This window comes from Paraburkholderia sp. MPAMCS5 (genome assembly GCF_036016995.1).
Classification (GTDB): Bacteria; Pseudomonadota; Gammaproteobacteria; order Burkholderiales; family Burkholderiaceae; genus Paraburkholderia.
In genome coordinates, this window is the sequence record NZ_JAYXBK010000002.1 from 454,371 (window position 1) to 467,294 (window position 12,924).

General features: G+C 66.0%; 12 protein-coding genes. All 12 read left to right on the forward strand.

The annotated features are described in order from the left end of the window. The first annotated feature begins 358 nt into the window (after positions 1 to 358). Genes VOM14_RS06200 through VOM14_RS06255 form a run of 12 tightly spaced genes read left to right on the forward strand, consistent with a single transcriptional unit; the run spans position 359 to position 12,920 of the window. The gene (locus tag VOM14_RS06200; RefSeq protein ID WP_327627850.1) at positions 359 to 1,117 is read left to right on the forward strand and encodes a beta-ketoacyl synthase chain length factor; all 759 of its coding nucleotides are present in this window, start codon (positions 359 to 361) and stop codon (positions 1,115 to 1,117) included. Next, entirely contained in the window at positions 1,101 to 1,895 is a 795-nt protein-coding gene (locus VOM14_RS06205; protein WP_327627851.1) for a lysophospholipid acyltransferase family protein, read from the forward strand. The genes VOM14_RS06200 and VOM14_RS06205 overlap by 17 nt, the downstream gene beginning before the upstream one ends. Beyond that, on the forward strand, positions 1,870 to 2,169 hold the full coding sequence (locus VOM14_RS06210; protein ID WP_327627852.1) for a phosphopantetheine-binding protein: 300 nt from the start codon (positions 1,870 to 1,872) through the stop codon (positions 2,167 to 2,169). The genes VOM14_RS06205 and VOM14_RS06210 overlap by 26 nt, the downstream gene beginning before the upstream one ends. Next, a complete protein-coding gene (locus VOM14_RS06215; protein WP_327627853.1) occupies positions 2,166 to 2,423 on the forward strand; it encodes an acyl carrier protein in 258 nt (85 codons plus the stop codon). Before VOM14_RS06210 ends, VOM14_RS06215 begins: the two co-directional genes overlap by 4 nt. Then, the gene (locus tag VOM14_RS06220; RefSeq protein ID WP_327627854.1) at positions 2,423 to 3,085 is read left to right on the forward strand and encodes a hypothetical protein; all 663 of its coding nucleotides are present in this window, start codon (positions 2,423 to 2,425) and stop codon (positions 3,083 to 3,085) included. Before VOM14_RS06215 ends, VOM14_RS06220 begins: the two co-directional genes overlap by 1 nt. Beyond that, positions 3,082 to 4,785, forward strand: a complete 1,704-nt coding sequence (locus tag VOM14_RS06225) for an AMP-binding protein (RefSeq protein WP_327627855.1) — start codon at positions 3,082 to 3,084, stop codon at positions 4,783 to 4,785. Before VOM14_RS06220 ends, VOM14_RS06225 begins: the two co-directional genes overlap by 4 nt. After that, a complete protein-coding gene (locus VOM14_RS06230) occupies positions 4,785 to 6,509 on the forward strand; it encodes a glycosyltransferase family 2 protein (protein WP_327628113.1) in 1,725 nt (574 codons plus the stop codon). The genes VOM14_RS06225 and VOM14_RS06230 overlap by 1 nt, the downstream gene beginning before the upstream one ends. Further along, a complete protein-coding gene (locus VOM14_RS06235; RefSeq protein ID WP_327627856.1) occupies positions 6,496 to 8,109 on the forward strand; it encodes an HAL/PAL/TAL family ammonia-lyase in 1,614 nt (537 codons plus the stop codon). Before VOM14_RS06230 ends, VOM14_RS06235 begins: the two co-directional genes overlap by 14 nt. Positions 8,110 to 8,111: 2 nt before the next feature. Continuing rightward, positions 8,112 to 8,543, forward strand: coding sequence for an acyl-CoA thioesterase (locus VOM14_RS06240; RefSeq protein WP_327628114.1), 432 nt, complete (start codon positions 8,112 to 8,114; stop codon positions 8,541 to 8,543). After that, positions 8,531 to 9,310 (forward strand): LolA family protein, encoded by a 780-nt coding sequence (locus VOM14_RS06245; protein WP_327627857.1) that lies wholly within the window; start codon positions 8,531 to 8,533, stop codon positions 9,308 to 9,310. Before VOM14_RS06240 ends, VOM14_RS06245 begins: the two co-directional genes overlap by 13 nt. Continuing rightward, complete coding sequence (locus tag VOM14_RS06250; RefSeq protein WP_327627858.1) at positions 9,310 to 11,739, forward strand: MMPL family transporter; 2,430 nt, start codon at positions 9,310 to 9,312, stop codon at positions 11,737 to 11,739. Before VOM14_RS06245 ends, VOM14_RS06250 begins: the two co-directional genes overlap by 1 nt. Further along, positions 11,736 to 12,920 carry a beta-ketoacyl-[acyl-carrier-protein] synthase family protein gene (locus VOM14_RS06255; protein ID WP_327627859.1) on the forward strand — a complete coding sequence of 395 codons (1,185 nt, stop codon included), beginning with the start codon at positions 11,736 to 11,738 and terminating at the stop codon, positions 12,918 to 12,920. Before VOM14_RS06250 ends, VOM14_RS06255 begins: the two co-directional genes overlap by 4 nt. Positions 12,921 to 12,924 lie beyond the last annotated feature (4 nt).

Here is a 12,924-nt window from a genome sequence, read left to right on the forward strand (position 1 = left end):
CGGCAGGCGTTTCAGCCGGTCATTTGGGACCGTTCCGCAACCCCTCGAAGAGAAGCCGAAGCCAACCGTGGCAATGTCGAGACGGATACAGATGGATACGTCTTTTATGGCTGATTTAATTCAGAATATTCAGTATGATTCCGGCGACTATAGAAATCCGAGCCTACGAACATGGCGAATTTTCAAAGTCGCCTAAATAATCGGGTCAAAGTGCCGTTAATTCGCTGAACCCTACAAAAGAAGTCTGGATTGACTCCCCGCCGGATATTGCCGGGCCGCGCGGCGCGCACACGCTGTGACGGCTGCGTGCTCCGTCGGGCGCTTCAGCCTCTCCTTGCTTCTACGCGCGAACACCGATATGCCCGATCTGCACTGGACCATTCCGGTCGCTCGCTGGTCTTGCTGGCCTGCTGCCGCATCTGCCGCACCCGAAATCGGCTTTATCGAGCCGATCGTGCGACGTCGTCTGAGCACTCTGTCCCGAGTCGCGCTGAAGGTGGCGCACGACTGCGCCGGGAATGACGAGGTCCGCGTCGTGTTCGCCTCGCGCCACGGCGAATTGCGGCGCACCACCGACATCCTTCGCGCCATCAGCGCGGGTCAACCGGTCTCGCCCACCGCATTCAGCCTGTCGGTGCTGAACGCCATGACGGGCGTGTTCGGCATTGCGCGCGGCGACCGCTCGGCGGCCAGCGCGGTTTCGGCCGGCCCGGAAACGCTCGGCTACGCGCTGCTGGAAGCCTATGCGCAATACGCGTCCCAGCCCGGCTCGCCGGTGCTGCTCGTCTATGCGGACGAACCGGCGGACCCCGCGTACGGCACGATCGAAGACGAAGTGCACGGCGGCGCCATGGCGATTCTGCTGAGCCGCGAAGGCGCGCAGGGCGATCTGGTGTGCACGCAATCCGCATCGTCGGCTGCGCTGCCCGCGGACGCCGCGCAGCTTATGCCGCCAGAAGAAGCGCACGCAGCCGCCGCCGGAAGCCGCACCGGACCCTCGGCACGCCTCGCGACCCAGAGCCAGGCGCTGCAGCACTGTCTCGAGACCCGCGAGCCCGCCGCATGGCAGGGCGCCGGCGTGATCTGGCACTGGAGCTGGCATGATCGCGCGGCTTGACTACGCCTGGCGGTTGTTCGCCACGGGCATGGCGTTCGTGGTGTTCGGCATCTGCGGCGTGCTGTTTTCCGTGCTGGTGTTTCCGCTCGCGTGGCTCTGGCCGCATCGTGCGTCGCGGCAGTTCGCGGTGACGCGCGTGATCCACGGGTTCTTCCGCGCGCTCGTTGCCGTGTTGCAGCGGATCGGCGTGATGGAACTCGAAGTGTCGGGCGAAGCGGCGCTGCGCGCGCGCAAGCCCGCGATCATCGTCGCCAATCACCCCACGTATCTCGACGTGATGGTGCTCCTCTCGCTCACGCCCCACGCCTGCTGCGTGGTGAAAAACGCGCACTGGAGCAACCCGTGTTTCTGGGGCATCGTGCGGTCGGCGGAATATGTGAGCAATGCCGATCCCTCCGAACTCGTCGAGGCCGGCACGAGGCAGCTCGCGGCAGGCTATACGATGATCATTTTTCCGGAAGGCACGCGCAGCCCCGCGCCCAACCGGCTGCATGCGTTTTCGCGCGGTTTCGCGCATATGGCGTTGAAGGCCGGCGCGCCGATCGTGCCGGTGCTGATGGATTGCGATCCGCCCGCGTTCACGAAGCAGATGCGCTGGTACGACGTGCCCGCGCGCGCGTTCCGCATGCGCGTGAACGTGCTGGCGCCGCTTGGCGTCGATCAGCTCGCTTCTATCGATACACCACCGGCTCTCGCTGCGCGCAGCGTGACGAGCGCCGTCGAAGCCCACATTACTCAGCACCTGTTCGATTATGGATTCTTTAAAACTGGAAATTAAACAGCTTCTGATCGAAGCGCTCGATCTCGAAGACCTGAGCCCCGCCGACATCGACGACGACGCACCGTTGTTCGACACCGACGGCATCGGCCTGGATTCGATCGACGCGCTCGAAATCGGCATCGTGCTGCGCAAACAATATCAATTGACCATTGCGGCGAACGACGAACGCACGCGCGAGCACTTCCGCTCGATCAGCACGCTGGCCGCGCTGGTCGCGAGTCAGCGCGAAGCGGCGCACGCCGCGAACGAAACCAACAGCAAAGGGGAATGACCGTGTCCGAGGCAGAGATTCTTGAACGCATCCGCGATATCTTCAAAGAGAACTTCGCAATCGAGCCCGAGCGCGTGACGCCCGACGCGCATCTGTTCGAAGACCTCGATCTGGACAGCATCGACGCCGTCGACCTCGCCATCAAGCTGCAGGAAATGACGGGCCGCCGCATCAAGCCGGAAGAGTTCAAGTCGGTGCGCACAGTCGGCGACGTGATCGGCGCGGTCGAATCCCTGCTGGCGGCCCAAGGCTGATGTCAGTCGTGCGCTCGCGAACGCCGGCGGCCGACACAAGCGCCGCGGGCGCTTCGCCCGTCATTGAGCGCAATGGGCTCAAAACGGTCGTGCAAGTGCTGGTGAAGCTCGCGTACCCGGCGTTGATCCTGTGCGCATGGCGCTGGGACACGCCGCGTTATGTCGGCTGCATGCTGTTTGCGATTCTGTGGTTGCAGCGCTGGGCCGGCAGCGGTCCGGTCGCGACTTCGCTGCGCCGCCTTTCCGCCATCGACTGGACCGTGGTCGGTCTGTTGAGCTGCGCGTCGGCGGCCATCGTGTTCACCAACAGCGAGCTGCTGCTGCGCCTCTATCCGTCGCTCGTCAATCTGGGCCTGCTGATCGCATTCGGCGCGACGCTCGTGCGCGGGCCGTCGATGATCGAAAAATTCGCGCGGCTCGGCAAATCGAATCTGCCGCCGGGCGCAGTGCGCCACACGCGGCGCGTTACTCAGGTGTGGTGTGTGTTTTTTCTGCTGAACGGCGCGTTTTCCGCCTATACCGCGCTCTACTGGAGCCGCGCGAGCTGGTCGCTGTATAACGGCGCGATTGCCTATGGGCTGATCGGCGTATTGCTGATCGCCGAAGTCCTCTGGCGTTATCTCGTCGTGCTGCCGCGAGCCGCGCGTTCGGAGGCGGCATGATCGCGTTGCACGATCTGTTACTGGCGACGCGCGATGCCGCGTCGCTTCATGCATTCGATACGCCCGTCTGCCGCGATCGCGGCGTCGTGCTCGATCGCGCCGCATTCCGCGCGCGCGTCGCCACGCTGCTCGCGCTCGTGCAGGCGCAGCCCGCGCGACGCTACGCGTTGTGCATCGACGATCCATTCGACTTCGCGTGCGCGTTGTTCGCGCTTTTCGCTTGCGGCAAGGAGCCGGTGATCCCCGCGAACGCGACGCCCGGCTATCTCGCCGATCTCGCCGACGCCTACGACGTCGTGTTGACCGACGCCGCGTTGCCGCCGCACGCGCAAGCCGCCGACCACGCGCATAAGCTCGATGCACGCATCGATCCGAACGCTCCGCTCACGCTCTACACGTCGGGCAGCAGCGGCCGTCCCAAGCCGATCCGCAAAACGCTCGCGCAGTTCAATGCCGAAGTGCACACGCTCGAGAAGCAGTGGGGCGCGCTGGCCGGTGACGCGACCATGCTCGCGAGCGTGCCGCATCATCACATCTACGGCTTGCTGTTTCGCGTGATGTGGCCGCTCGCGGCGGGCCGCGCATTCGACCGCGAGATCAGTATCGAGCCGCTGCATCTGCAAGCGCAGATCGCGCAATGCGGCGCGGCCGTGATCGTATCGACGCCCGCGCAATTGTCGCGTTGGCCCGCGCTGCCGGAATTCGCCGCATTGTCGCCCGCGCCGCGCGCGTTCTTTTCGTCGGGCGGACCGCTCGCGGCCGAAGCCGCGCGTGACTATGCCGCGGCCTACGGCGCCGCGCCGCTCGAAATCTACGGCAGCACGGAGACGGGCGGCATTGCATGGCGCCGCCAGGACCAGACCGATGCGTGGCAGCCGGTGGCCGGCATCGAAGTGCGTTGCGACGAAGACGGCGCATTGAACGTGCGCTCGCCGCATCTCGATCATGACGGCTGGCATCGCACGGACGACAAGATCGCTTTCGACGCGCAAGGCCGCTTCCGTTTGCAAGGCCGTCTCGATCGCGTGCTGAAGCTCGATGGCAAGCGCGTGTCGCTGCCGGAACTCGAAGCGCGTCTCGCGCTGCATCCGTATGTCGCGCAAGCCGCGATCGTGCCGCTCGAAGGCGGCGCGCGCGAGCGCGTGGGCGCAGTCGTCGCGTTGACCGAAGCGGGCAACGAAGCGTTGCGCGACGCGGGCCGCGTGCTGCTCGCGCAAACCTTGCGGCGTCATCTCTCTGACTATTTCGATGTGGTCGTGTTGCCGCGTCATTGGCGCTTTCGTCTCGCGTTGCCGTTCGACGCGCGCGGCAAGCTGCCGGTGTCCGCTGTCGCCGCGGCCTTCGCGCCGCGCACCGAAGGTTTCGAGCTGCTCGCCGAAGCTCGCGGCGGCGACACGCTGCATTACGAGTTGCGCGTGCCGGCCACGCTCGCGCATTTCGCCGGCCATTTTCCTGGCTTGCCGATTCTGCCCGGCGTGGTGCAGGTCGATTGGGCGACGCGCCTCGCAAGCGAGCAACTGCCCTATGTGCGCGATGTGGCGTCGGTCGATCGTCTCAAGTTCATGGCGCCGGTTTCGCCGGGCTCCGTGCTGAACCTCACCCTCGCGCACGACGCCGCGCGCCGGCGCGTGCAGTTCGCCTTCCGGCTGAGCGAGCGCGAATGCGCGTCGGGCGTGATCGTGTATCGGGAGCGCGCATGATGAACTTCGCTCCGTGCATCGTCATTCCGATCTACAACCACAAGGACGCGATCGGCGCGACCGTCGCGCATCTCGCGGTACACGGCTTGCCGATTTTCGTCGTCGATGACGGCAGCGACGAGGCGACCCAGCAGGTGCTCGCCGACCTCGCGCGGCAACACGCGCGGCAACTCACGCTGCTGCGCCTGCCGGTGAACGGCGGCAAAGGCGCGGCCGTGATGGCGGGCCTGCGCGCCGCGCGCGACGCCGGCTATACGCACGCAGTGCAGATCGACGCCGACGGCCAGCACGACGCCCGCGACCTGCCGCGTTTCATCGAAGCGGCGCACACCGAACCGGGCGCGGTGATTCTCGGCCGTCCCGTGTATGACGAGAGCGTGCCGAAAGCGCGTCTCTACGGCCGTTATCTGACGCATGTGTGGGTGTGGATCGAAACGCTTTCGCTGACCATTCGCGATTCGATGTGCGGCTTTCGCCTGTATCCGCTCGCGCTCGCGTGCAAGCTGATCGACAGCGTGCAACTGCCCACGCGCATGGACTTCGACATCGAAATTCTCGTGCGTCTTTATTGGCGCCGCGCCGCATTCCGCTCGATTCCGACGCGCGTCACCTATGCGAGCGACGGCGTGTCGCACTTCGACGTGCTGTGGGACAACGTGCGCATCAGCCGCAGTCATACGCGGCTCGTGTGCGGCATGCTGGCCCGCTTGCCGATGCTGCTCGCGCACAAGTTCATGCCGCGGCGCGCGGTGCTTCCTCCCATGAAGGAAGCCGGCAGCGGGCAAGACTGGTGGCGCATCGCCGAACGCGGCAGTCATCTCGGCATGTCCTTGCTCGCGCTCAGTTGCAAGCTGTTCGGCCGCCGCTTTACCGCGCTGTGGCTGCATCCGGTGGTCGCGTATTTTCTGCTGACGGGCCGCGCCGCGCGCGAGGCCTCGGCCGATTACTTCAGGCGTCTTCGCGAGGTCGCGCCGCACGGCGATACGCCGCGGCCCGGCTGGCTGTCGGCCTATCGCCATATGCTTGCGTTCGCGCAATCGGGCTTCGACAAGCTGGCTGCATGGTCGGGACGCGTCAACAACACCGACGTGAAGCTCGACGATCCTTCCGCGTTCAAAGCATTGGTCGAGAGCGGCAAGGGCGCGCTCGTGATCGGCGCGCATCTCGGCAATCTGGAGATGACGCGCGCGCTCGCCGCCCAGGGCGGCCATGCAAAGGTCACGGCGGTCGTCTACACCGAACATGCGCGCCGCTTCAACAGCGTGCTGGCGTCGGCGAATAGCCAGTTCACGCGGCATCTGCTGGAAGTCGCCGACTTCGGACCTGAAACCGCCGTGATGATGCAGCAGCGCGTGGACGCCGGCGAGCTGCTCGTGATCGTCGGCGATCGCGTGCCCGCGCACGAAGCGGGCCGCACGACCGAGGCGCGTTTTCTCGGCTCGAACGCGCCGTTCGCGCAAGGTCCGTATGTGCTCGCGCACGCGCTCGGCTGTCCTGTCTATCTGTTCTTCTGCCTGAAAGAGCGCGACGGTTATCGTCTTTACTTCGAGCCGTTCGCGGAGCGCATCGCGTTGCCGCGCCACGAACGCACGCAGCATCTCGCCGCCTGGGCGCAGCGTTATGCCGCGCGTCTCGAACATTATTGCCGCAAGGCTCCTTATCAATGGTTCAACTTCTTCGATTTCTGGGCCAGCCCCAAGAGAGGCGCAAATGGCCGAACATGATCTGATCGACGCAACTCACGCCGGCACGCACCCGGCTTCGAGCAGGAACAAGGAGACGCCCGCGGTCACGATCGGCGGGCGCAAGCTGAGCATCGAGGAAGTCGTCGCGATTGCGCAACGTCGCGCGCCGGTCGCGTTGAACGCGGACTCCGCGTGGCGCGCGCGCATTCAGCGCGGCGCGGATTTTCTGCGCCGTCATCTCGCGGCGGGCGCGACGGTCTACGGCGTGAATACCGGTTACGGCGACGCATGCGTGGTCGACGTGCCCATGGAACTCGTCGAAGCGTTGCCGCTGCAACTCACGCGCTATCACGGCTGCGGCATGGGCGCCTATCTCGACGACGCGCAGACGCTCGCCGTCATCGCCGCGCGGCTGAACTCGCTCGCGTATGGTTTTTCCGGCGTGCGTCCGGTGTTGCTCGAACGTCTCGCGGACCTCGTCAATCATCGCGTGTTGCCGCGCATTCCCGCCGAGGGCTCGGTCGGCGCGAGCGGCGATCTGACGCCGCTGTCGTATGTCGCGGCCGCGCTTGCGGGCGAACGCGAGGTCATGTTCGAAGGGCAGCTTCGCAATGTGCGCGACGTGTGGCGCGAACTCGGTCAAACGCCGCTCACGCTCGCGCCGAAAGAAGGCCTCGCATTGATGAACGGCACCGCCGTGATGACCGGTCTCGCGTGTCTCGCGTTTGCGCGCGCCGATCATCTGACGCGGCTCACCGCGCGCCTGACCGCGCTTTCCACGGTCGCGCTCGACGGCCGCGCCGCGCACTTCGACGCGACGCTCTTCGACGTGAAGCCTCACGTGGGCCAGGCCCAGGCCGCCGCATGGATTCGCGACGATCTGACGGGGCGCGACGACACGCCGGGGCATCGCTTGCAGGATCGCTATTCGATTCGCTGCGCGCCGCATGTGATCGGCGTCGCGCGCGATGCATTGAGCTGGGTGCGCCGCGACATCGAAAACGAGTTGAACAGCGCGAACGACAATCCGCTGATCGATCCCGACAACGAGCGCGTGCTGCACGGCGGCAACTTCTACGGCGGCCATATCGCATTCGCCATGGACTCGCTGAAGGTCGCCGTCGCCAATCTCGCCGATCTGATGGACCGGCAACTGGCGCTGCTCGTCGACGTGAATTTCAACAACGGCCTGCCGCGCAATCTGACCGGCGCCGCGCCCGCGCGCGCGGCGATCAATCATGGCTTCAAGGCCGTGCAGATTTCGTCGTCCGCGTGGACGGCGGAGGCGCTCAAGAACACCATGCCCGCCAGCGTGTTCTCGCGCTCGACTGAAGCGCACAATCAGGACAAGGTCAGCATGGGCACGATTGCCGCGCGCGATTGCCTGCGCGTGCTGGAGTTGACCGAGCAGGTCGCCGCCGCGCATACGCTCGCCACGGTGCAGGCCGCGCGGCTGCGCCTGAAGATCGACAGCGCGACACCGGTTCCGGCGCCGTTGCAAACCTTCATGGAAAGCGTGAGCGCGCAATCGCCTTTCGTCGACGAAGACCGCGCGCTGGAGCACGAGTTGCGCGCGCTGACCGCGCGCATCGCCGCATGCGAATTGCTGCAGGACTATCGCGGAGGCGCGCAAGCATGAGCATGAGCGGAGCGCGCCAGGTGCTGAGCGCGAGCGCGGCGGTCGAAGTGCCGTTTCACGACGTCGACGCAATGAACGTGTGCTGGCACGGCCATTATCTGAAGTACTTCGAGATCGGCCGCGCGGCGCTGTTGCGCGCATTCGATTACGACTACCGCGAAATGCAGGCGTCGGGTTATCTGTGGCCGATCGTCGAGGCGCATCTGAAGTATGTTCGCCCGGCCACGTACGGTCAGACGCTCGACGTTCGCACGCAACTGCTCGAACACGAAAACCGCCTGAAAATAGGCTATGAAATCGTCGATTGCGCATCGGGCACGCGGCTCACGAAGGGCTACACGATCCAGGTCGCGGTCGATGCCGCCACGCAGGAATTGCAGTTCGTATCGCCGCCGGTGGTCTTCGAGAAACTGGAGCGCGTATGGGCACGATGAATTCCCGCGCCCGGCAAGTGCGCGCATTCGGCGCATTCGCCGGGCTCGTAACGGCGACCGCGCTGGGCATGGCGTCGTGGCCTGTGTTGGCGGCGTCGGCCACGGCGTCGGCCACGGCTGCGGCCACGGCTGCGGCCACGGCTGCGGCCACGGCTGCGGCCACGGCAGCGCCGCAAACGTTGCAATCCAGAGCCGCGCCCGCTGACGGCAACGCGGCGCTCGTCGCGCAGATCGCCGCTCGACTCGGCGGCGCCAAAGGCGTGCGCGCGCAATTCACGCAGACGCAGACGCTCGCCGCGATGAAAGCGCCGCTCGTCAGCACCGGCTCGTTGCTGTTCGTGCGCGAGCGCGGCGTGATCTGGCAAATCGACACGCCCTACAAAGCGACTTACGTGATCACTGACGCCGGCGTCGCGGAAGTCGACGCCAAGGGCCAGCGCGTCATGAGTCATGGCGCGCAAGGCGCGCGCGGCGTCGCGCAAGTGTCGAAGATGATGCGCGCGATGCTCGGCGGCGATCTGTCCGCGCTGTACTCGCAATTCGACGTGCAGGCCGAAGGCAGCGCCGCGCACTGGCGCATGCGGCTCACGCCGAATCAGCCGCAGATCGCGCAGTCGATCAAAGGCTTGCAGATGAATGGCGGCGAGTATTTGCAGAGCTTGCGCATCGCGCTCGCCAACGGCGACACGACACAACTCGAGTTCAGCAAAAGCGAAACGGTGAGCGAACCGGCGCCCGCCGAACGTAGCCTGTTCGGGGCGCCGTGATGGATCTGCTGCAACACAGGTCCGCGAGACAGACGTGGAGCATGCGCGCCGCGTGGCTGTTGCTCGCGCTCGTCGCGGCGCTGTATTGCGGCTGGCGCTTTGCGGGGCCGTCGCCGTTGCAGACCAATCTGCTCGCGCTGTTGCCCGCGACCGAAGCGGACCCCGTCGCCGAAAAAGCTGTCGATACGCTCGCGAGCGCGCTCGGCGACCGCACGGTTTTTCTCGTCAGCAGCCGTGACGACGCGCACGCGAAAGCTGCGGCGAAACAGCTCGGCGCGTCGCTGCGAAAGAGCGGCGCGTTCGCTTCGGTGACGGCTGAGTTGCCGCCGTTCGATCTGTCGCAAATCGGGGCGCTGTACAGGCCGTATCGCTTCGGCTTGCTGTCGCCGTCCGACCGCGCGACGATCGCGGGCGGCGGCGCATCGCTGCACGACGCGCTCGCGCAGCGCATCTACAGCCCGGTGCGTGGCGGCCTGACCACGTCGCTCTCCGACGATCCGTTCGGCTGGCTCGAACATTGGCTCGGCAATCTGCCGCTTGCCACATCGAACCTCGAACTCGAAGACGGACTTCTCGTCTCGCATCAAGGCAACGCGACGAGCGTGCTGATCGTCTCAACGCTGCCTGGTTCGGCGTACGAAACAAAGACGCAGCACGCGGTGCTCGCCGCGCTCTCGCAGGGCGAAAGCGAACTGAAGCAGGCTTTTCCGGATGTATCGGTGGCGCGCACCGGCGCCGTGTTTTACGCGGAATCGGCGCGCAGCGCGTCGGAGCGCGAAGTACATCTGATCGGCGTCGCGTCGCTCGTCGGCATCGCGCTGTTGATGTTGTGGGTGTTCCGCTCGCCGCGTCTGTTGCTGCTCGGATTCGTGTCCACGGCGCTCGGCATTGTCTGCGCGCTCGCGGTGACGCTGCTTGTATTCGGCAAGCTGCATCTGCTGACGCTCGTGTTCGGCGCGAGCCTGATCGGCGAAGCCGTCGATTACTCGATTCAATATTTTGTGGTCTATCTCGGCGCGGGCCCCGATTGGGATGCGCGGCGCGGCGCGCGCGCGGTGCGTCCCGCGTTGTCGGTCGCGCTCGCCACGAGTTTGCTCGGCTACGCGATTCTCACGTGGGTGCCGTTTCCCGCGCTCAAGCAGATTGCGTGCTTCGCGATGGCGGGCATCGTCACGGCGTTCGCCTCGGTGATGTGGCTGTTGCCCGCGCTGCTGCCGCGCGCGCCGAGGCGCAGCCCGCTGCGTCTTTTCACGCGCGCGGCGTGCTTGCTGAGCGGGTGGCATCGCACGATTGGCGGCAAGCGGGCGTGGTTCGTCGCGGCGTTGCTGCTGGTCGTGGCGATTCCCGGCTGGCTGCGTCTCACGAGCGACGACGACGTTCATCTGCTGATCCAGCGCGATCCGTCGCTCGTCGCGCAAGAGGACAAGGTGCGCGCGGCGGTCGGCGTGGATAACAGCGCGCAGTTTTTTGTCGTGCGCGGCGAGACGCCCGAGGTCGTTCTGCAACGCGCCGAAGCGCTGGGCGCGAAACTCGACGCGCTGAACGGCACGGCGAACAAAGTGGGCGGTTATCAATCGGCCGCGCAATTCGTGCCGTCGGCCAGGCAGCAAAATGAAGATCGCGCGTTGCTCGCGCAAGATGTGTTCGGCGATCCGGCCGCATTGCGCGCCATGCTGCTGCAAGCGGGCTTCAAGGACGAAGTCGCCGACGCGTGGATCGCCGCGCAAGCAAAACGCGAACCGCTTCTCACCGTCGATCAATGGCTCGCCGCGCCGTGGTCGCAACCGTACCGGCACTTGTGGCTCGGTCAGGTCGATGCAGCCACGCATGCCTATGCCGCCGTGGTGATTCCCCAAGGCGTGACGCCGGACAACGAACCCGTGTTGATCGGGACCGCGAACGCGTTGCCGGGTGTCGTGTTCGTCGATAAAGCGGCGAGCGTGTCGAAGCTGTTCGGCGCGTATCGCGTGGATAGCGGATGGTGGCTGGGCGGCGCGCTGAGCGTCGTGCTCGCGCTGCTGATCGTGCGCTACGGGCGGCGGCAAGCGCCGCTGACGGAACGTCTCGCGGGCGGCATCGCCGTGACCTTGCCCGTGATGCTCGCCGTGGGCGTCACGCTCGCCGCATTCGGCTATGCGCGCGTGCCGCTCAATCTGTTCAACTGGCTGGCGCTCATGCTCGTGCTGGGCGTCGGCGCAAACTATGCCGTGTTTCTGCGCGAAGGCTGCTTGCGCGAAGACGCGGATCTCGGCGCGGTGTGGACGGGCGTGCTGCTCTCGGCGGCCACCACGCTGTTGTCGTTCGGCATGCTCGGCATGAGCGCGATGCCCGCGCTCAAGAGTTTTGGCGCGACGCTCGCGCTCGGCATAGCCGTCTCGGTGCTGCTCGCGCCGATCGGCATGCCATCGGAAAAGAGGAAAGTCGCATGAAAGCGCCATCGGTTTATCTACATGCGCTCGGCATGATCAATGCGCTCGGCGGCAACCTCGACAGCATCGTGCCGGCGCTCGCCGCGACGCATTCGCGAGGCATGGGTATCGTGCACACGGGCATTGGCGACGCGTTTGTCGGCAGCGTGTTCACGCCGCTCGATCTCGCGCCGCCCGCCGATCTCGCGCGTTACGACTGCCGCAATAACCGCTTGCTGCTCGCCGCGCTCGCGCAAATCGCGCCTGCCGTCGATGCGGCGCGCGAGCGCTACGGCGCGCACCGCATCGGCGTGGTGCTCGGCACCAGCACCTCGGGCATCGAGGCAGCCGAAGCCGCGTTCGTCTATCACGCGCAAGCGGGCGACCTGCCCGCCAACTTCAATTACCGGCAGATGGAAATCGGCACGGCCGCGCCGTTCGCGGCCGCCGCGCTCGGCGTGCACGGTCCCGCTTTCACGATCTCGACGGCGTGCACGTCGAGCGCGAAAGCATTCGCGTCCGCGCGTCGTTTGTTGCAACTGCAACTGTGCGATGCGGTGGTCGTGGGCGGCGTCGATTCGTTGTGCGAGTTGACCGTGCAAGGCTTCGCCTCGCTCGAATCGACGAGCCCGGCGCGCAGCAATCCGCTGAGCCGCAACCGCAACGGCATCAATGTCGGCGAAGGCGCGGCGGTGTTTCTGCTGAGCCGCGACGAAGCGGCGGTGCGGCTCGCGGGTGTCGGCGAATCGAGCGACGCGCATCATATTTCGTCGCCCGATCCGCAAGGCGTGGGCGGCGAACTGGCGTTGCGCGAGGCGATTGCGGATGCGGGCATCGCGCCGTCGTCGATCGCTTATGTGAATCTGCACGCCACCGCGACGCGCAAGAACGACGAGATGGAAGCGAGCCTGATGTCGCGCGTATTTCCTGACGGCGTCGCGACGAGCGGCACGAAGCCGTTGACCGGACATCAACTGGGCGCGGCGGGCGCGACCGAACTCGGGTTCGCGTGGCTCACGCTCGCGCGTCGCGACATGACGCTGCCACGCCATGTATGGGACGGCGAGCCCGATCCCGCGCTGCCCGCGCTGGATCTTGTCGAAAGCGAACGTTGTCTGCCGTGCGACGCGGGCACGCAGTACGTGATGAGCAATTCGTTTGCGTTCGGCGGCAGCAACGTCAGTCTGATTCTTGCAGGATGAGCGC